This is a genomic window from Paucilactobacillus nenjiangensis (assembly GCF_008632615.1).
GTDB classification, from domain to species: Bacteria; Bacillota; Bacilli; order Lactobacillales; family Lactobacillaceae; genus Paucilactobacillus; species Paucilactobacillus nenjiangensis.
This window is the reverse complement of sequence record NZ_CP043939.1, coordinates 1,771,973-1,790,265: the sequence shown is the minus strand read 5'-3', so window position 1 is coordinate 1,790,265 and position 18,293 is coordinate 1,771,973. Positions and strand designations below refer to the sequence as shown.

The 18,293-nt window shown below is 39.3% G+C and carries 20 protein-coding genes; 18 read left to right on the top strand and 2 right to left on the bottom strand.

What is annotated here, in order from left to right; all coding sequences use genetic code 11:
* The first annotated feature begins 1 nt into the window (after nt 1).
* The 12 genes from recR to tsaD all read left to right on the top strand — a co-directional run bounded on the left by recR (nt 2) and on the right by tsaD (nt 8,514).
* Nucleotides 2-601 carry a recombination mediator RecR gene (gene recR / locus F0161_RS09205; RefSeq protein WP_137601248.1) on the top strand — a complete coding sequence of 200 codons (600 nt, stop codon included), beginning with the start codon at nt 2-4 and terminating at the stop codon, nt 599-601.
* Between the two features lie 15 nt (nt 602-616).
* Nucleotides 617-835 (top strand): YaaL family protein, encoded by a 219-nt coding sequence (locus tag F0161_RS09200; protein ID WP_137601247.1) that lies wholly within the window; start codon nt 617-619, stop codon nt 833-835.
* A gap of 23 nt (nt 836-858) precedes the next feature.
* Nucleotides 859-1,497 (top strand): dTMP kinase, encoded by a 639-nt coding sequence (gene tmk / locus F0161_RS09195; protein WP_137601246.1) that lies wholly within the window; start codon nt 859-861, stop codon nt 1,495-1,497.
* A 39-nt stretch (nt 1,498-1,536) separates the two neighbouring features.
* Nucleotides 1,537-1,866, top strand: coding sequence for a cyclic-di-AMP receptor (locus tag F0161_RS09190; protein ID WP_137601257.1), 330 nt, complete (start codon nt 1,537-1,539; stop codon nt 1,864-1,866).
* A 17-nt stretch (nt 1,867-1,883) separates the two neighbouring features.
* Nucleotides 1,884-2,897 carry a DNA polymerase III subunit delta' gene (gene holB, locus F0161_RS09185; protein WP_225423111.1) on the top strand — a complete coding sequence of 338 codons (1,014 nt, stop codon included), beginning with the start codon at nt 1,884-1,886 and terminating at the stop codon, nt 2,895-2,897.
* A 14-nt stretch (nt 2,898-2,911) separates the two neighbouring features.
* Complete coding sequence (locus tag F0161_RS09180; protein ID WP_137601245.1) at nt 2,912-3,250, top strand: DNA replication initiation control protein YabA; 339 nt, start codon at nt 2,912-2,914, stop codon at nt 3,248-3,250.
* 152 nt (nt 3,251-3,402) lie between these two features.
* A complete protein-coding gene (gene rsmI / locus F0161_RS09175) occupies nt 3,403-4,266 on the top strand; it encodes a 16S rRNA (cytidine(1402)-2'-O)-methyltransferase (RefSeq protein ID WP_137601244.1) in 864 nt (287 codons plus the stop codon).
* A 20-nt stretch (nt 4,267-4,286) separates the two neighbouring features.
* Nucleotides 4,287-5,036 (top strand): acyl-[acyl-carrier-protein] thioesterase, encoded by a 750-nt coding sequence (locus tag F0161_RS09170; protein ID WP_225423109.1) that lies wholly within the window; start codon nt 4,287-4,289, stop codon nt 5,034-5,036.
* Between the two features lie 55 nt (nt 5,037-5,091).
* Entirely contained in the window at nt 5,092-6,084 is a 993-nt protein-coding gene (gene galE / locus F0161_RS09165) for a UDP-glucose 4-epimerase GalE (RefSeq protein ID WP_137601242.1), read from the top strand.
* Nucleotides 6,085-6,210: 126 nt separating this feature from the next.
* Nucleotides 6,211-6,936 carry a tRNA (adenosine(37)-N6)-threonylcarbamoyltransferase complex dimerization subunit type 1 TsaB gene (tsaB, locus tag F0161_RS09160; protein WP_150204381.1) on the top strand — a complete coding sequence of 242 codons (726 nt, stop codon included), beginning with the start codon at nt 6,211-6,213 and terminating at the stop codon, nt 6,934-6,936.
* Nucleotides 6,920-7,498: a ribosomal protein S18-alanine N-acetyltransferase gene (gene rimI / locus F0161_RS09155; protein WP_137601240.1), complete on the top strand. Its 579-nt coding sequence runs from the start codon at nt 6,920-6,922 to the stop codon at nt 7,496-7,498. Before tsaB ends, rimI begins: the two co-directional genes overlap by 17 nt.
* A 2-nt stretch (nt 7,499-7,500) precedes the next feature.
* A complete protein-coding gene (gene tsaD, locus F0161_RS09150; protein WP_137601239.1) occupies nt 7,501-8,514 on the top strand; it encodes a tRNA (adenosine(37)-N6)-threonylcarbamoyltransferase complex transferase subunit TsaD in 1,014 nt (337 codons plus the stop codon).
* Here the strand turns inward: tsaD and F0161_RS09145 are convergent.
* Complete coding sequence (locus F0161_RS09145; RefSeq protein WP_150204380.1) at nt 8,511-10,418, bottom strand: ABC-F family ATP-binding cassette domain-containing protein; 1,908 nt, start codon at nt 10,416-10,418, stop codon at nt 8,511-8,513. The genes tsaD and F0161_RS09145 overlap by 4 nt on opposite strands.
* Before the next feature lie 161 nt (nt 10,419-10,579).
* Here F0161_RS09145 and F0161_RS09140 point away from each other — a divergent pair, with 161 nt between their 5' ends.
* The 4 genes from F0161_RS09140 to F0161_RS09125 all read left to right on the top strand — a co-directional run bounded on the left by F0161_RS09140 (nt 10,580) and on the right by F0161_RS09125 (nt 15,446).
* Nucleotides 10,580-11,227, top strand: coding sequence for a redox-sensing transcriptional repressor Rex (locus F0161_RS09140; RefSeq protein ID WP_150204379.1), 648 nt, complete (start codon nt 10,580-10,582; stop codon nt 11,225-11,227).
* 141 nt (nt 11,228-11,368) lie between these two features.
* Nucleotides 11,369-11,653: a co-chaperone GroES gene (gene groES / locus F0161_RS09135; RefSeq protein WP_137601236.1), complete on the top strand. Its 285-nt coding sequence runs from the start codon at nt 11,369-11,371 to the stop codon at nt 11,651-11,653.
* A 65-nt stretch (nt 11,654-11,718) separates the two neighbouring features.
* Nucleotides 11,719-13,341: a chaperonin GroEL gene (gene groL / locus F0161_RS09130; RefSeq protein ID WP_150204378.1), complete on the top strand. Its 1,623-nt coding sequence runs from the start codon at nt 11,719-11,721 to the stop codon at nt 13,339-13,341.
* Between the two features lie 266 nt (nt 13,342-13,607).
* Nucleotides 13,608-15,446 carry an APC family permease gene (locus tag F0161_RS09125; protein WP_150204377.1) on the top strand — a complete coding sequence of 613 codons (1,839 nt, stop codon included), beginning with the start codon at nt 13,608-13,610 and terminating at the stop codon, nt 15,444-15,446.
* A 34-nt stretch (nt 15,447-15,480) separates the two neighbouring features.
* On the opposite strand, the gene F0161_RS09120 is transcribed toward F0161_RS09125, so the two are convergent.
* A complete protein-coding gene (locus F0161_RS09120) occupies nt 15,481-16,119 on the bottom strand; it encodes a YigZ family protein (protein WP_150204376.1) in 639 nt (212 codons plus the stop codon).
* Between the two features lie 63 nt (nt 16,120-16,182).
* Between F0161_RS09120 and F0161_RS09115 the strand changes: the two genes are divergently transcribed.
* Both F0161_RS09115 and F0161_RS09110 read left to right on the top strand, forming a co-directional pair.
* Nucleotides 16,183-17,520: a DEAD/DEAH box helicase gene (locus tag F0161_RS09115; protein ID WP_150204375.1), complete on the top strand. Its 1,338-nt coding sequence runs from the start codon at nt 16,183-16,185 to the stop codon at nt 17,518-17,520.
* Nucleotides 17,510-18,184, top strand: a complete 675-nt coding sequence (locus F0161_RS09110; protein WP_150204374.1) for a ComF family protein — start codon at nt 17,510-17,512, stop codon at nt 18,182-18,184. The genes F0161_RS09115 and F0161_RS09110 overlap by 11 nt, the downstream gene beginning before the upstream one ends.
* Nucleotides 18,185-18,293: the final 109 nt, after the last annotated feature.

The following is an 18,293-nucleotide window of genomic DNA, read 5'->3' as shown; positions in this document are numbered from 1 at the left end:
TATGCAATATCCAGAACCAATTGCACAACTAATTGAAAGCTATATGAAGCTACCGGGGATTGGTAATAAAACCGCGACCCGTTTAGCTTTTTATACTATTTCAATGCAAGATGATGATGTGACTAATTTTGCGAAATCGTTGCTATCGGCGAAACGAGATTTACATTTCTGCAGTATTTGTGGCAACTTAACAGAAGATGATCCATGTCCAATTTGCCAAGATAAGTCACGAGACCAGTCGACGATTTTAGTGGTTGAAGAACCAAAAGATATTATTTCAATGGAAAAAATGAAAGAATATCATGGCTTATATCATGTTTTACATGGTGTGTTGTCTCCGATTGAAGGAACCGGTCCGGAGGATATTAATATTCCGTCATTATTAACTCGTCTGCAAAAAGACGACACGGTGAAAGAAGTAATTGTAGCGACGAATGCTTCGTCGGAAGGTGAAGCCACGGCAATGTACTTGTCGAGATTAATTAAGCCTGCTGGGATTAAGGTCACTCGTTTGGCACACGGGCTTTCGGTCGGAGCAGATATCGATTACGCCGATGAAATGACTTTATTTAAGGCTGTTGAAGGACGAACTGAACTGTAGAAAAGGTGATGGCTGATGTTTAACAGAGTTAATAAACGCATCAAAGCTGAATATGACGATCAATTGCTCGAATTGGTTTACAATGCGAAGGCTAGTTGGGACCAAGCACAAGAAACTGAGCAAGCAGTTTATGAAAGCAATGTTACTAATGAACTAGAAATGCAGACATTATTGCAAAAGCAGAAATATATGTATTTATTTCGTGAAGCACGGCGGCGCGAAGTACACGGCTAAACTTAAAGATGGGGTGTAATTTGATGAACGGACAATTTATTTCTTTTGAAGGACCTGATGGCGCTGGAAAAACCAGTGTTTTAAAGGCTATTGGGGAAGAATTACGGGTAAAATACGGGGATAATTTGATGTTAACTCGTGAACCTGGTGGAAACAAAATTTCCGAGTCAATTCGTAATATTATTTTAGACCCCATTAACACCGAAATGGATGTCAGAACTGAAGCGTTACTCTATGCAGCGGCCCGGCGTCAACATTTAATGGAAACCGTGATTCCAGCCTTGAAGGCAGGAAAATTAGTGATTTCCGATCGATATGTTGATAGCTCAGTGGCTTATCAAGGTGGCGGCCGTGAAATCGGTGAACAAGCCGTGTGGCAAATGAACCAATTTGCCATTGATGGATTGGAACCTGATTTGACGGTTTATTTGGATATTGAATCTGAAGAAGGAATTCGCCGGATTAAAACACATCGCACCGATGAAATTAATCGACTTGATGTCGAGGCATTAGAATTTCACCAACGGGTTCGGAAGTCGTATTTAAATCTTTTGGAACAAAATCCAGAACGCATTAAATTAGTTGATGCGAGCCAACCGTTAGACAAAGTTTTACAAGATGTTAAAGAAACAATGTTGCAAAAGTATCCGAACCTGTTTTAATATTAATTAAACAATACTGGTAAAGGGAGTGTGACAATGATGAAAATGATTATAGCAATTGTTCAAGACAAAGATAGTAATATTTTAAGTAATGAATTTATTGAAGCAAATATTCGTGCAACTAAATTATCATCAACGGGAGGCTTTCTGCGTTCCGGTAATACGACCTTTTTAATTGGTATCGAAGATGAACGGATTGAGGAAGTGTTAAGTTTAATCAAAAAGACTTCCCACACCCGCGGTCAATTTATGACCCCACAGGTTAATATGGATGTCTCAATGGATGCATCTGCCGCTTATCCGGTTGAAGTTCAAGTTGGAGGGGCAACCGTCTTTGTACTTCCTATCGAACAGTTCCATCAATTCTAGAGGATAGTAAATCAAATATGAACGAAACAATGACCATTCTTGATCAGTTGGAGCAATCGCAACCACAGATTGTGACCCGATTTAAGAAAATTATTGAGAATAATGAATTGGCGCATGCGTATTTATTTGCAGGTCCTTCAGGAGCAGGTAAGTTTCAGCTTGCCCAGTGGATTGCGATGCGTTTATTTTGTTTACATGTAGAAAATAATCAGCCTGACGAAACTTGCGAAGAGTGTCAACGAATTTTATCCGGGAATCATCCAGATATTGTCGAAGTTGAACCCGATGGTCGTCAAATCAAAGTTGATCAAGTTCGGTATTTAAAGTCCGAATTTTCTAAAAGTGCTGTCGAAGGCTCAATCAAAATTTTTATGATTAAGCAAGCTGATAAGATGACCGTCAATGCTGCCAATAGTTTATTGAAGTTTCTGGAAGAACCCGAAGGCGATTTTATTGCCTTTTTGATGACTGCCAACAAAAGCTCAATTTTACCGACGATTCAATCACGCAGTCAAAGTGTTGAGTTTCTTCCTATTAGTAAGACTAGGTTAATTGAATTACTTCAAAAAGATGGTATTACTAAGTCACAAGCCCAATTTGCTTCAGGATTGACTAATTCAATTGATCAAATTAAGTTGTGGCTTGAAGATGATTGGCTCGATAAAGCCCAAAAAGCCGTGATTGATTGGTATGTGTTACTAGGAAATCATGATTTGCAAAGCTTTATTGCCGTTCAAAAAGAAATGATGCCTCTCGCTAAGGAACGTGACCGGCAACAAACCATGTTGGATATGATTATGTTAATTTGGCGTGATACAATCATTGAAGCGAACCAACGAGATACTGGCGAAATTAGTTATCAAGCTGCTACAGTTCAGATTGAACAAGTTGTTGGTAAAACAGCGACGAAAAAAATTACCAATATCGCGCAGTTAACTTTGGAACTGCGCCGGAAGCTAGATCAAAATATTAGCTTTCAAAATATAGTAGAACAATTAACGATTAAGATATTAGATACACTACGTGGCTAACGCGGAGGATAAAAATGACTGATAGAATTGATAAACGAGAAGTTTATGACCGTTTTGCGCAAGTAACTAAACAGACGCAAGAGCTATTAGATAGTATGGAACAGTTAAAGGCAGACATGACGGAAATCTTGGAAGAAAATGCTGAACTGTCTGTTGAAAACGACCATTTACATACAGTTATTAAAGATATTAAAGGTGAAAGTACCGAAGATGATGGGTTGTCCATGCCACGTCAAAATCTGCAAAAGATTTACGAACAGGGCTTTCATGTTTGTAATGAATATTACGGTAAGCGGCTCGATTATAATGAATCATGCACGTTTTGCCTGGATGTCATTTTTGGTAGACAATAACCAAAATTCAAAAAAGCGTGTAAGATGACGTTCAACTGATTGGTTCCTAAAATAATTATGTTAATATTAAAATTAAGCTCTGCATGTCGACTAAAGAGATGTAGGGCTATTATTATTGAATTAAAAGCTTATTAGTCAAAGGAGAAAATATTTTGCAACGTCAACATAGTTTTGATCAGACCGAGTTAGGCACGCTTTATTTAGTACCGACTCCGATTGGAAATCTCCAAGATATGACTTTTCGGGCAGTTGATACTTTAAAAACGGTAGATTTGATTGCTGCCGAAGATACACGTAATACCCAAAAATTATTAAATCATTTTGAAGTTGAAACCAAACAAATTAGTTTCCATGAACATAATACGGCGCAACGCATTCCACAATTAGTGGAAAAATTATTGACTGGGATTTCGATTGCTCAAGTGAGTGATGCGGGGATGCCTTCCATTTCTGATCCTGGTAAAGAGTTAGTCGCTGCGGCCATCCAAAACGATATTCCGGTCGTGCCGTTACCAGGTGCTAATGCTGGCTTGACAGCATTAATTGCTTCTGGATTAGAACCGCAACCATTTTATTTTTATGGATTTTTAGGACGAAAGCCTAGCTTCCAAAAACAAGAATTAACGGAATTGGCTAAGCATCAAGAAACCTTAATTTTTTATGAATCACCACATCGAATCGCAAAAACTTTAGTCAATATGATTGAAATTTTTGGGGCTGACCGGCAGGCTGTTTTAGCCAGAGAATTAACTAAAAAGCATGAGGAGTTCTTGAGAGGAACGCTGGTCGAACTGCAAGCGTGGGCTACCGAAGATAACGTTCGTGGAGAGTTCGTCATGTTAGTGGCAGGTAATGATGCTGAAGAGGTTGATGAAGAAGTGATTAATTTGTCTCCCGTTGAAGAAGTATCCCACTTAATTGATTCAGGTTTGACAACTAATGCTGCAATTAAACAAGTGGCCAAGCGCAGAGAAATTAACCGACAAGATTTGTACAAGGATTATCACGAAATTTAATAAATGGAGAGTGAGAAAAATTGGCAGACAATGAATTTAAAATGAATCATACTGTGACCTATTATGAATGTGATCCACAAGGCGAAGTAACAGTTGGGATGCTGATTAATCTCGCCATCCTGGTATCTGAAGAACAATCACAAGCAATTGGTGTAGGACCTGACGTCGTCGCTCAATTTGGCGGTGGTTGGGTGATTACCAGTTATAATATTGAAATTAGTAAATTACCAAAAGTAGACGAAACTATTGTTTTGAGTACTCGAGCTACTTCGTATAATCGCTACTTTGCCTTTCGAGAATTTTGGATTCGTGACCAAAATGGGGAGGAATATGCTCATATCTCAAGTATGTTTGTTTATATGGATTTGACTACGAGAAAAATTGTGCAAATACCAGACGAAATTATCAAACCGTTTCATTCTGAAGAGGTAAAACGCATCCCACGGGTGGGCAAATTAGAGGGCATTACTGAAGATGATTCAATTTTGCAGCAAGACTACCATGTCCGCTATTTTGACATTGACTCCAATCAGCACGTTAACAATGCCCATTATTTTGACTGGATGTTAGACGTGCTTGGAGAAGACTTTTTAAAGTCTCATCAGCTGAAAAAAATGCTGATTAAATATGATTTAGAAGTTCGCTATGGCAAAGATGTAGTTAGCAGTGAGGTATCCATTGATGATCAAGCACTGTTGACGAAACACAAAATCGGTACTAAAGGTGAATTAAATGCCGAAGCAAATTGTTGGTGGGAAAAACGTGCGTAAGCGCATTCTTGTGGTAAACTAAAAAGGAACAATATTTCTCAGGAGGTTGGGCGGAATGTCAATTTTAGTTGCTGGTGGTGCAGGTTACATCGGTTCACATATGGTGGCCAGATTAATCGAAAAAGGTGAAAGTGTCGTAGTTGTTGATAATTTATCAACAGGTCATAAAAAAGCTATTGATGCCAAAGCCAAATTTTATCAAGGAGATGTGCGAGATCGAGATTTTCTAAATCATGTCTTTGATACTGAAGATATTGACGCAGTCGTACATTTTGCTGCTTTTTCAGTTGTTCCAGAATCTATGAAAAAGCCTTTGAAGTATTTTGATAATAATACAGGTGGCATGATTACCTTATTGGAAACAATGGTTGATTATGACGTGAAAAAGATTGTCTTCTCGTCAACTGCTGCAACCTATGGTGTTCCTGATTCTGTTCCTATAAAAGAAACAGATACCCAAAAGCCAATCAATCCTTACGGCGAAAGTAAGTTGATGATGGAAACAATGATGCACTGGGCAGATGTTGCCTACGGTGTTAAATTTGTTCCATTGCGTTACTTCAATGTGGCTGGAGCTAAAGAAGATGGTAGTATTGGTGAAGATCACGGACCTGAAAGTCATTTAGTACCAATTATTTTGCAAGTCGCACAAGGTAAACGTGACGAACTGAAAATTTTTGGCACTGATTACGACACTCCAGATGGCACCAATGTCCGTGATTATGTCCACGTGATGGATTTAGCTGATGCTCATATCCTAGCTTTGAAGTATCTAAGTGAAGGCCATGACAGTCGTGCATTTAACCTCGGTTCTTCAACCGGCTTTTCGAACCGTCAAATGGTGGAAGCCGCTCGTGATGTAACGGGTAAGCCAATTCCAACTGTCGATGCACCTCGTCGTGGTGGAGATCCAGATACATTGGTCGCTGAAAGTAAAGATGCTCGTGAAATTTTAGGCTGGAAGCCAAGATTTGACGACGTCCACGAAATCATCAAAACCGCATGGAAGTGGCACGAAACACATCCAAATGGATATGAAGATAGATAATTAATTATTTGAGTAAAGCTACCGGACAAAAAGTTCGATAACTTTACTCTTTTTTGATATCAAGTTACTATTGCAATGTTAATGGTTGTGGTAAGATAGTTGATGTTTACTTGAAAGGACGTACTAATGAAGATTCTGTCAATAGATACATCTAACGCACCTCTGGCCATTGCCTTGGTTGAGGATAAGCAGTTAGTTGCTGAAACAACCCTAAATATCACTAAAAATCATAGCGTATTTCTGATGCCGGTCATTGAACAATTAATGCAAATGGCTAGCTGGACGCCACAACAATTAAATCGAATTGTAGTGGCGAAAGGACCAGGCTCATATACAGGTGTGCGGATTGCAGTCACCACGGCCAAAACATTAGCTAGTACTTTGAACATTGAATTAGTTGGTGTTTCGAGTTTAGAAGTATTAGCAAAGGCACCAATTGAGTTAACAGGTTTACCAGTCGTTAGCATTTTTAATGCACGTAGAAATACTGTCTTTGCCGGTGGATATCAACTTAAAAATAATCAATTGCAGACATTTATCCCAGAAGCTCATTATGAATTGGCAGATTTAATTAGCCAAATTAATGCTAATCAACAGCCTGTCATGGTAGTTGGTGAAATCATACCGGAATTTAAAGACCAATTTATGAATAATACTAATTTGGTAACCTTTGGCAATGCACAATCACAATTTCCATCAGCTTTTCAATTAGCCTTAATTGGAACGGACAGACAGTCAGTAGAAGACATCGATGGCTTCGTCCCAAATTATTTGAGAATTACGGAAGCCGAAATGAATTGGCAAAAATCTCATCCAGGAGAATCAAAGAAATCATATGTTCGCGAAGTTTAAAAAATGGGTGAATCTAACACGTCAAAAACAAAGACGTGAAGAGATTGCACAAACAATTGAGTTAAAGAACGCAATTATTAATATTAATGATTGCGATTATTTTGTTGCGCGCGCCCAAGTCACGGATGTGCCAGAAATCTTGGAAGTTGAAAGAAAAATATATGGAGCGACCCCCTGGAATGAATCAGCATTTCTTCAGGAAATCCGTCGTCGCCGTGATCGGTTATATTTAGTCGTGCGCAAAAACGATAAATTATTGGGCTTTGCTGGTTGTTCTTTTAATCGACAAACCAATGAAGCACATATCACTAATATTGCGATTAGTCCTGAATATCAAAGCAAGGGAATTGGCGGCTACCTGATTCACAAACTAATTCGTAAAGCTTCTTTGATTAATATGGAGAAGATGACGTTAGAAGTTCGTCGTAGTAATGTGGCTGCACAACGGTTATATAAAAAGATTGGGTTCATTGTGACTGGTAAAAAAGCCGGCTACTATTTTGGTGATCATGAAGATGCACTAGATATGGAACTTGATTTGAGTTATTTGAAGGGAAAATAAAGATGGATAAACGAAAATTAATCCTCGCGTTTGAGACTAGTTGTGATGAAACTAGTATCGCAGTCGTGGAAAACGGTGAAAAAATATTATCAAATATTGTAGCGACCCAAATTGATAGCCATCAACGTTTTGGTGGCGTGGTTCCTGAAGTTGCCAGTCGTCATCACATTGAACAAATCACCCATTGTCTGACTGAAGCACTGGAAGTTGCCGACGTGGATTATGATGATTTAAGCGCTGTGGCGGTAACTTATGGCCCTGGGCTAGTTGGTTCATTATTAATCGGTGTAACGGCCGCTAAAGCCGTTGCATTTGCACATAATTTGCCATTAGTACCGGTCAACCATATGGCCGGCCATATTTATGCTGCTAGATTTGTCGATCAATTTCAGTATCCACAAATGGCGCTGCTGGTGTCTGGCGGTCATACCGAAATCGTGTATATTAAATCTGAATATGATTTTGAAATTCTGGGTGAGACACGAGATGACGCTGCCGGTGAAGCATATGACAAAATTGGCCGTGTCTTAGGAGTTAATTATCCAGCGGGAAAAACGATTGATGAATGGGCGCACGAAGGTAGTGACACATTTGATTTTCCTCGGGCAATGATTAAAGAAGATAATTATGATTTCAGTTTTAGTGGGTTAAAAAGTGCCTTCATCAACACAGTGCATAATGCCGAACAACGGGATGAAGAGTTAAACAGTCGTGATTTAGCTGCTAGCTTTCAACAAAGTGTTGTGGACGTTTTGGCAAGCAAAGTTGAACGAGCTTTGTTAGATCATCCAGTCAAACAATTTGTCGTTGCAGGTGGAGTAGCTGCTAATAAAGGATTGCGGAGTCGAATTGAACGTGATTTACAAACTAAATTTCCCAACGTTCAATTGTTAATGGCACCCTTAAAGCTGTGCGGAGACAATGCCGCAATGATTGGTGCAGCAGGTCAAGTGGCATTTGACCACAAAAAAAGAACCGACATGAGTTTAAATGCGGTTCCTGGTTTATCATTTTAATCAAATTGTTCTAATTCTTCAGCGGCTTGTGTCCAGTTGGCTTCAACAATCTCGAGTTTTTCAGCTAAGTCGTTGAGTTCTAATTGTAAATCACCTAATTTCGTTCCATCGGATGCATTATCAGGATCAGCCATTTGTGTTTCAATGGCTGTTTTTTTGTCCTCTAATTGATTCATTTCAGTTTCAAATTGTTCAACGCGGCGCTCAACTTTTCGCCGTTCACGTTGTTGTTCTTTGTTTTGTTGGTAATTGGTGGTAGGTCCTTTTTCCGTGGAACTGGCGGTCTCTGTGACGGCATGCTTCTCTAATTCAAGCAGATAGTCGTCATAATCACCTTTATAGACGGCAGAGTTATTTTCACTCACCGCTAGAATTTGAGTGGCAACTTGGTTAATAAAATAACGGTCATGAGAAATGAAGAGAACCGTTCCATCAAATTCATTAATTGCGTGTTCCAGAACTTCACGACTATCAATATCCAAATGGTTCGTCGGTTCATCTAACACTAGAAAGTTAGAATGTTCAAATGACAATTTTGTCAGTTGCAGACGGGCTTTTTCGCCACCACTGAGTGAACTGACAGTTTTAAAGACATCATCACCGATGAATAAGAAACTACCTAACAGGGTTCTGATTTCACGTTCATCGACGGTTGGATAATCATCCCAAATTTCTTGCAAAACGGTTTTGTTGGGATGCAAGACTTGTTGTTCCTGGTCGTAGTAACCAACTTTCACGTTCGCACCAAGTTTAACGTCGCCACTAATTTTGGGAATCATTGATAAAATCGTTCGAATCATCGTTGATTTACCAATCCCGTTTGGCCCGATAACACCAAGTCGATTGGGTTTTACCAGCTCAAAATTGATTGGGCCGGCGATTTTTTTGTCATCATAACCGATAGCAAGTTCATCTGCTCTCAGGACGATATTACCGCTGGGCGAATCTTGTTTGAAGGTAAAGTGAATGGATTGATCATCTGTGGTTGGTCGATCCATGACTTTCATCTTGTCCAGTTGTTTTCGTCTGGCCTGGGCCCGTTTAGTCGTTGAAGCACGAACGATATTTCGATTAACGAAGTCTTCAAGCTTATTGATTTCAGCTTGCTGATGTTCGTAATGTTTCATCTCAGTCTTTAAATCTTCGGCCTTTAGGTCCATAAATTGTGAATAGTTCCCGGTATAGTGTTTCAATGTTCCTTGGCTCATATCATAAACTTCATTTACGACCCGATCCAAAAAGTATCGGTCATGAGACACGATTAATAGGGCACCGCTGTAATTTTTCAAAAAGTCTTCTAACCAACCCAAAATGGTCATATCTAAATGGTTAGTTGGTTCATCTAAAATGAGTAAATCGGGCTTTTGCAAAAGTAACTTAGCTAGTGCCAATTTTGTCTTTTGTCCACCGGAAAGACTGCTGACAACAGTTTGATATTCGTCTGCAAAGCCAAATCCGTTTAACACACCGCGCATTTGGCTTTCAATTTCAAAACCGCCGTTACTGGCATAATTGGACTGTAATAAATCATATTGACGTAAGACGTCAGCATATTCGTCTGTTGATGAATCAAGAGTGGCAATTTTATTTTCTAGGACATGGATTTTATTTTCCTGTTCATGCAAATCTGCGTAAACGGTGTCTAATTCATTCCAGATGGTTAAACTACTGTCCAAGCCTTGATCTTGAGCTAGATAGCCGATGGTGGTATCTTTTTTGGTACTAATTTCGCCTTCGTCAGGTTGAGTGATTTGTGCAAGCATTTTTAAGAGTGTGGTTTTACCAGCACCATTGCGACCGACTAATGCCACTCGTGAACGATCCTGAACTTGCAAATTAACATTTTTAAAAAGATATTCGCTGCCAAATCTGCGAGCAACGTTTTGTGTTTGTAAAATTATCATGTGTTTACCTCGAAATATAATACTAAAATTGTAGCATAATTAAGCAGTAAACCGTATCAAAACAAAAAAATGATAGCGTTTTATTTGAAAGAAGTTTCACAATCTAGTTACATATGCTACAATTGACGGTGAAGTAAATTTCACAAGCAGGAGGATGAGTTATGACAAGTAAGAAGATTCCTCGCGCCACAGCCAAACGATTACCCATTTATTATCGCTATTTAAATATATTATTAGATGCTAATAAACATCGTGTATCATCGACAGAATTATCACAAGCGGTTCAAGTTGATTCTGCAACTATTAGGAGAGATTTTTCCTATTTTGGTGAGTTGGGGAAGCGTGGATACGGATATGACGTTGAGGATTTATTGAATTTCTTTAAAGAAATTCTAAATCAAGACAAGTTAACGAACGCAGCTTTAATTGGTGTAGGTAATTTAGGACACGCACTTTTGAATTTCAATTTTCACAAGAACAGTAATGTTCGGATTAGTGCAGCCTTTGACGTGAACGATTCAATCATTAACACGGTTCAAAGCGGGGTACCAATCTACTCTGTTGATGACCTGGATCAACAATTACGGGACCAACAAATTGACGTCGTTATCTTATCAGTGCCATCTGAAACTGCCCAAGCAGTGACAGATCAAATTGTTAAAGTTGGCGTACGTGGTATCTTGAACTTTACACCGCTCAGATTAGGAGTGCCAAAAGATGTCAGAGTACAAAACGTTGATTTGACCAATGAATTGCAAACATTAATTTATTTTATTGATCATTACAATGCTAATGACGAACAAGCATAATTAAGTCAGCCCAATCGTGGGTTGGCTTTTTTTGATAAATGTGGTTAATTCTTGCAATTTAATCTGAAAATGATATAGTAGATTTTGTGATTAGCACTCGAAGGTTTTGAGTGCTAAAAATAAAATGATGGAGGGATAGACGTGTTAAAACCATTAGGAGATCGCGTTGTTTTACAAGCTGAACAAGAAGAAGAAAAAACCATTGGTGGGATTGTCTTGGCATCTAATGCCCAAGAAAAGCCAACTGTTGGTAAGGTAATTGCCGTCGGTGAAGGCCGAGTTCTTGAAAACGGTGAGAAACTTGCTCCTTCAGTTAAGGAAAATGATCGCGTATTGTTCGACAAATATGCAGGTAATGAAGTTGAGTATGAAGGCCAAAAATATTTAGTCGTACATGAAAAAGATATCGTTGCAGTGATTGATTAAGCTGCAAATGACCAATAAAATTTAAACTAATATATTCAAAAATTTTTATGAGGTGAAAAATTATCATGGCAAAGGAAATTGAATTTTCTGAAGATGCACGTGCAAAAATGCTCAAAGGTGTCGACAAATTAGCTGACACAGTTAAAACTACAATTGGACCAAAGGGACGTAACGTTGTTTTGGAACAAACTTACGGTTCACCAACAATTACCAATGATGGTGTAACAATCGCTAAGGCCATTGATTTGGAAGACCATTTTGAAAATATGGGTGCCAAGTTAGTTGCTGAAGTTGCTTCAAAAACGAATGATATTGCTGGTGATGGTACTACTACTGCTACCGTCTTAACACAAGCAATCGTTACTGAAGGTATGAAGAACGTGACTGCCGGTGCCAACCCTGTTGGTATCCGTCGTGGGATTGAATTAGCCACTAAGGCAGCTGTTGAATCACTACACTCAATGTCACACGATGTTAAGACAAAGGATGATATTGCTCAAATCGCTTCAATCTCAGCCGCTAACGAAGAAGTTGGTGCTTTGATTGCCGACGCAATGGATAAAGTTGGTAACGATGGTGTCATCACGATTGAAGAATCTCGTGGTGTTGACACAACTTTGGATGTTGTTGAAGGAATGCAATTTGATCGTGGTTACATGTCACAATACATGGTTACTGACAACGATAAGATGGAAGCAGACTTAGACAATCCATATATCTTAATTACTGATAAGAAAATTGGTAACATTCAAGATATCTTGCCTTTATTGCAAGGGGTTGTTGAACAAAGCCGCTCATTATTAATCATCGCTGACGATATTACGGGTGAAGCTTTACCAACACTTGTTTTGAACAAGATGCGTGGAACTTTCAATGTTGTGGCTGTTAAGGCTCCTGGCTTTGGCGATCGTCGTAAAGCACAACTTGAAGATATCGCTATTTTGACTGGCGGAACTGTTATCACTGATGATCTTGGCTTGAACTTGAAAGACACGACACTTGCTCAACTAGGACAAGCAAACAAAGTTACAGTTACTAAAGAAAACACAACTATTGTTGAAGGTGCTGGCGCTAAAGAACAAATTCAAGAACGTGTTGAATTGCTCAAGGGCCAAATCGCCGAAACAACTTCACAATTTGATCGTGAAAAATTACAAGAACGTCTTGCTAAATTAGCTGGTGGAGTTGCCGTCATCAAAGTTGGTGCCGCAACTGAAACTGAGTTAAAAGAAAAGAAGTATCGGATTGAAGATGCTCTTAATGCAACTCGTGCAGCCGTTGAAGAAGGCTTCGTTGCTGGTGGTGGTACTGCATTAGTTAACGCAATTGATGCCGTTGATGCTCTTGAAGCTGAAGGCGATGCTGCTACAGGAATCAAGATTGTTAAACGTGCACTTGAAGAACCAGTTCGTCAAATCGCTGAAAACGCTGGCTTAGAAGGTTCAGTTATTGTTGAACGTTTGAAGGGTGAAGCAAGCGGAATTGGTTACAATGCTGCTGATGACAAGTTTGAAGATATGGTTGCAGCCGGAATCGTTGACCCAACCAAAGTTACTCGTTCAGCCTTGCAAAATGCTGCTTCAGTTTCAGCCTTGTTATTAACAACCGAAGCTGTTGTTGCCGACAAGCCTGAAGATAATCCAGCTCCTGCAGCTCCCGCAGCACCAGGAATGGGCGGAATGATGTAGTTTGATTAATTAGTTAATAATAAGTGGGCACGATTGAAAATGCATTTTGTTTAGGCCAAAATAGTAGTATTTAAAATCGTAAATATATTGACTCTATTAATCCCAATAAGATTACTAAAAAACCGAGTATTGCTTTTATAGCATTACTCGGTTTTTTCAACAATTTAGGGTATACTTGGATTTAATAATGAAATGTACTAGTAGTTGAATTTTGAAAGTAGTACAATAGCGATTGTTCGATTTTTTAATTCAAGGAGATATTTAATATGTGGCGTTATTTAAAGCGCATGATAATTGGTAAACCGTTGAAAACACTTGATGAAGGCGGGATGCATCTTACTAAGTTCAAAGCTTTAGCTTTGTTGTCTTCAGATGCACTTTCATCAGTGGCATACGGACCTGAAACTATTACAACTGTTTTAGTTGGCTTATCTGCGGCCGCTCTGTGGTATTCTATTCCAATTGCCGGCGTGGTCTTAATTCTGTTATTGGCGATTACGTTATCTTATCGTCAAATTATTCATGCATATCCAGGTGGTGGTGGTGCCTATATGGTTGCCAGTGCTAACTGGGGCAGAAATGGTGGTTTGGTTGCCGGAGGATCGTTACTGGTTGATTACATGTTAACCGTAGCCGTTTCGACAACTTCTGGAACTGAAGCCATCACTTCAGCTGTACCAGCACTTTATCCATATTCAGTGCCAATTGCGATTGTAATTGTCTTTCTGATTATGGCGATGAATTTGCGTGGGATGAGTGAAAGTGCCAATATTTTGACGGTACCTGTTTACTTTTTCGTGGTGGCTTTGTTTATCACCATTGGGTGGGGACTGTTCAATATTATGACTGGGAACATTGAATTCCATGCGCCAACACCTGTTGGGACTGCTGTACCAGGGGTATCAATCTTCTTACTCATTCGTGCTTTCTCTGCTGGTTCTTCTTCCTTAACTGGGGTTGAAGCCATCAGTAATGCGGTACCAAACTTTAATGCGCCACGTTCTAAAAATGCGGCCGCTACTTTATCAATTATGAGTTTTATTTTGGCTTGCTTCTTCGCTGGAGTAATCTTCTTAAGTTTCTACTTAGGAATCATGCCAAATGAACATGCAACTGTCCTTTCACAAATTGGTTCAGCCGTTTATGGTGGGCATGGGGTTGGTTATTACTTACTTCAAGTTTCAACTGCCTTAATTCTAGCAGTTGCTGCTAATACTGGTTTCTCAGCGTTCCCAATTTTGGCCTATAATCTGGCGAAAGATAAGTTTATGCCACATGCATTTATGGATCGCGGAGACCGCTTAGGTTATTCCAATGGGATTATCTCTTTAGCAGTTGGTGCCGTAATCTTAATTTTAATTTTCCATGGTAAAACAACTGATTTGATTCCTTTATATGCTGTTGGTGTGTTCGTACCATTTACGCTGTCGCAATCGGGGATGATTATTCATTGGTTCAGAACTCGCGAGGGCTTCTGGCTTGGTAAATCATTTATTAACTTGATTGGTGCTTTGATTTCATTGCTACTAGTCGTTGCCCTATTCTGGCAACATTTCGAAAAAGTTTGGCCATACATCATCATCATGGTCTTACTGTTGATGCTATTTCATAAAATCCATGAGCATTATAAAAAAGTTGCTGAACAATTACGAGTGGCAGCTAAATCGACTGTTCAGATTAAAGACTTTGATGGAGCAACGGTTATTGTGCTTGTCAGCAATGTGACGAAAGTGACAGCTGGTGCAATCAACTATGCCCGTTCGATTGGTGATTATGTGATTGCAATGCATATCTCATTTGATGAGAATCCAGGCAAGGAACATAAGACAGCCAATGAATTTAAGGCAGAATTCCCAGACGTTCGGTTTGTAGATATTCATTCTTCATATCGTTCAATCGCGGCACCAACATTGCGATTCGTCGATGTAATTGCGAAACGAGCTGCTGCGAGAAACTATTCGACCACTGTGCTTGTACCGCAATTTGTTCCAAAGCATCCTTGGCAAATGGCACTGCATAATCAAACTAGTTTACGTTTGAGAGGATTATTGAATTCTCGTGAAAACGTGATTGTATCCACTTATAGTTATCATCTAAAAGAGTAATAATAAAAGGTTTCTGCAATTTTGCAGAAACCTTTTACTTTTCATATGGAATTTCAATCATTTGAGGCTCACCAATTTGAAAACTGAGTGAATCGTTAAACTGATTTGTTAAGTCCTGAATAGTATCATCAACAGACTCTTCGTTGACCAAAATTGTGAGTTGTACGTTGGTACCAAATTCTTCATTAGCGGTGCTTAGGTTGTTTTGTGCGAGGTAATATTTTAGCTTTTCATGATTAGAATAGCTAACGGTAACGATTACTTGTTTTTGAAGGACACGTTGTACTAAGCCAACTTCATTGATAGCAAGGGAGACAGTGCCACCATATGCTCGAATCAATCCACCTGCGCCTAATTTGATACCTCCGAAATAACGAGTCACTACTGCTACAACATCGTGTAAATTTTCTTTTTCGAGCGTATTTAAAATTGGTAATCCAGCCGTACCACTGGGTTCGCCATTGTCGCTTTCGCGCTTAATTTCAAAATGATCACCAATCGTATATGCGAAACAGTTATGATTGGCTTTTTTATTCGCGGCTTGCACACTGTTGATGAATGCCTGTGCTTCATCTTCTGAATGGACTTTGGCTAGTGAACAAATAAATCTGGACTTTTTAATGGTTTGTTCAAATGTATGGTTGTTGGCGATGGTTAATAATAAATCGTTCATTGTTTGACCTTTCAAGTAGATTTTAAGTTTTTTTACGTATGTAGTTAGTAAAGGGAGAATTTTATGGACCGTAATTTATTGTTTGGTCGACGAATCGTCGATAATTGTAATCAACAGACTAAGTATCCAAATGATGTCATTATTTCGCCATCGATTAATCAAAGTCAAAAGCCTTGGCGCTGTGGTCGATGTAATTCAGTGATTGAACCGCTACAAACCCAATTGCCTGGCGAAAATTATTATTGTGCCAATTGTATTATGTTAGGACGCAATTCAACGCTAACTCAATTTTACCATTTACCTGAAGAGAATCGATTTGAATTGCAAACTCAACCGTTAACGTGGACGGGACAGTTGTCGAAACTACAAGAAGAATGTTCACAGCAAGTTACCGAGTGCTTGCAACAACACCAACGCCATTTATTGTGGGCGGTCACCGGCGCTGGTAAAACAGAAATGTTATTTAATGCGATTAGCGAAGCATTAAAGCGAAATGAACGGGTGGCGATTGCTTCACCACGAGTGGATGTTTGCATTGAATTATTCCCACGAATTCAATCGGCATTTGCCAACACGGAGATGTGTTTGTTACATGGAAAACAGACTGACCCTTATCGTTATACTCAATTGACGATTTGCACCACCCATCAATTACTTAAATTTTACCATGCTTTTGATAATTTAATCGTGGATGAAGTGGATTCATTTCCTTATGCAGATAACCCGCAACTTTATTTTGCAACGGAGCAAGCGGTAAAAAAAGAAGGCGGAATTTTATATTTAACGGCAACCCCTGGGAAAAAGTTGCTAGCACGAGCGAAGCGCGGTGAGCTGGGGATTAGTTACTTACCACTGCGATATCATGGCCATTTGTTACCAGAAATTAAAATTAAATTAGTCCCAAATTGGCAACTAAAAATAAAAAAGAAACAGTTGCCACCATCGTTAATTAGAGCGATGAAAGAACGAATTGCTAAACAACAACGATTTTTGCTATTTGTACCTCGAATTGCTGATCTCCCATTGATTAAGATAGCAATTGAAAGAAAAATTTCAGTTGTGCGATGTGTCACGGTTCATGCAGCTGATCCACAACGGTTAGAAAAGGTGCAGGCAATGCGTGAAGAAAAGATTATGTTTTTAGTGACGACCTCAATTTTGGAACGCGGAGTCACTTTTCCGGGCATAGATGTGTTTGTCTTGGGAGCAGAAGATGATGTTTTCTCGGACTCAGCACTTGTCCAAATTGCCGGACGTGCCGGTCGTTCAACGGATAGACCAACGGGTGACGTCATCTTTTGGATTGGACAATATGCGCAAAATGTTCGCTCTGCCATTCATCAAATCAAATTTGTGAATCAGAAAGGACGGGTTATTCAACGTGAAATGCATGATTTGTAATCAACGTATCAATCAACTATTTAATTTGAATCAATTATTAGCTTGGAAAAAACTGCCAGCGCCTTTAATTTGTGAACAATGTAATCAAGGGTTTGAACCAATTACTGGACCGAGATGTCAAGGATGTGGTCGCACTGATACCAATGGCGCCCTATGTGATGAGTGTATTCGCTGGGAAAATAAGTTTGGCTATGTGCTACACAATCAAGCATTGTTTCATTACGATGAAGCGATGAAAGATTTTATGAAACAGTACAAGTTTAATGGTGATTATCGTTTGAGACTGGTTTTTGAATCACAGCTCAAATCAGCAGCAAGTTTAATTGAGTGTGACTTGATTGTTCCCATTCCCGTCACTGAAGCCACCTGGAGGTCAAGGGGCTTTAACCAAGTTACAGGCATGCTGGGAAATCTAGAATTGAGTGCCGCCATATCGACGGTAGAACGTGAAAAAGCTGAACCCCAATCACACAAGACTAGGCGAGAAAGAATACAATTGGAACAGCCATTTGCGATGGTAAATAAATTTAAAGATGAGTTGCCTGAGCAAAATATTTTATTGATTGACGATGTTTATACGACCGGGACGACTTTATACCATGCGGCTAATCTTTTGAAATCGGCAGGCGCTCACAAAATTTGTAGTTTAACTTTAGCCAGATAAAAATTAAGAAATCGCTGCCATATTAATTGCAACGGGGCGGGAACTCCTTTACAATTAGTATAAGGATATCGGAAGAGTGGTCCTTCCGATTCCAGATGTAGTCGAAGGG

Excerpts from the sequence above, each read along its gene's own strand:
- recR (WP_137601248.1), top strand. The coding sequence starts at position 2 with ATGCAATATCCAGAACCAATTGCACAACTAATTGAAAGCTATATGAAG.
- F0161_RS09200 (WP_137601247.1), top strand. The coding sequence starts at position 617 with ATGTTTAACAGAGTTAATAAACGCATCAAAGCTGAATATGACGATCAA.
- tmk (WP_137601246.1), top strand. The coding sequence starts at position 859 with ATGAACGGACAATTTATTTCTTTTGAAGGACCTGATGGCGCTGGAAAA.
- F0161_RS09190 (WP_137601257.1), top strand. The coding sequence starts at position 1,537 with ATGAAAATGATTATAGCAATTGTTCAAGACAAAGATAGTAATATTTTA.
- holB (WP_225423111.1), top strand. The coding sequence starts at position 1,884 with ATGAACGAAACAATGACCATTCTTGATCAGTTGGAGCAATCGCAACCA.
- F0161_RS09180 (WP_137601245.1), top strand. The coding sequence starts at position 2,912 with ATGACTGATAGAATTGATAAACGAGAAGTTTATGACCGTTTTGCGCAA.
- galE (WP_137601242.1), top strand. The coding sequence starts at position 5,092 with ATGTCAATTTTAGTTGCTGGTGGTGCAGGTTACATCGGTTCACATATG.
- tsaB (WP_150204381.1), top strand. The coding sequence starts at position 6,211 with ATGAAGATTCTGTCAATAGATACATCTAACGCACCTCTGGCCATTGCC.
- rimI (WP_137601240.1), top strand. The coding sequence starts at position 6,920 with ATGTTCGCGAAGTTTAAAAAATGGGTGAATCTAACACGTCAAAAACAA.
- tsaD (WP_137601239.1), top strand. The coding sequence starts at position 7,501 with ATGGATAAACGAAAATTAATCCTCGCGTTTGAGACTAGTTGTGATGAA.
- F0161_RS09145 (WP_150204380.1), bottom strand. The coding sequence starts at position 10,418 with ATGATAATTTTACAAACACAAAACGTTGCTCGCAGATTTGGCAGCGAA.
- F0161_RS09140 (WP_150204379.1), top strand. The coding sequence starts at position 10,580 with ATGACAAGTAAGAAGATTCCTCGCGCCACAGCCAAACGATTACCCATT.
- groL (WP_150204378.1), top strand. The coding sequence starts at position 11,719 with ATGGCAAAGGAAATTGAATTTTCTGAAGATGCACGTGCAAAAATGCTC.
- F0161_RS09125 (WP_150204377.1), top strand. The coding sequence starts at position 13,608 with ATGTGGCGTTATTTAAAGCGCATGATAATTGGTAAACCGTTGAAAACA.
- F0161_RS09120 (WP_150204376.1), bottom strand. The coding sequence starts at position 16,119 with ATGAACGATTTATTATTAACCATCGCCAACAACCATACATTTGAACAA.
- F0161_RS09115 (WP_150204375.1), top strand. The coding sequence starts at position 16,183 with ATGGACCGTAATTTATTGTTTGGTCGACGAATCGTCGATAATTGTAAT.
- F0161_RS09110 (WP_150204374.1), top strand. The coding sequence starts at position 17,510 with ATGATTTGTAATCAACGTATCAATCAACTATTTAATTTGAATCAATTA.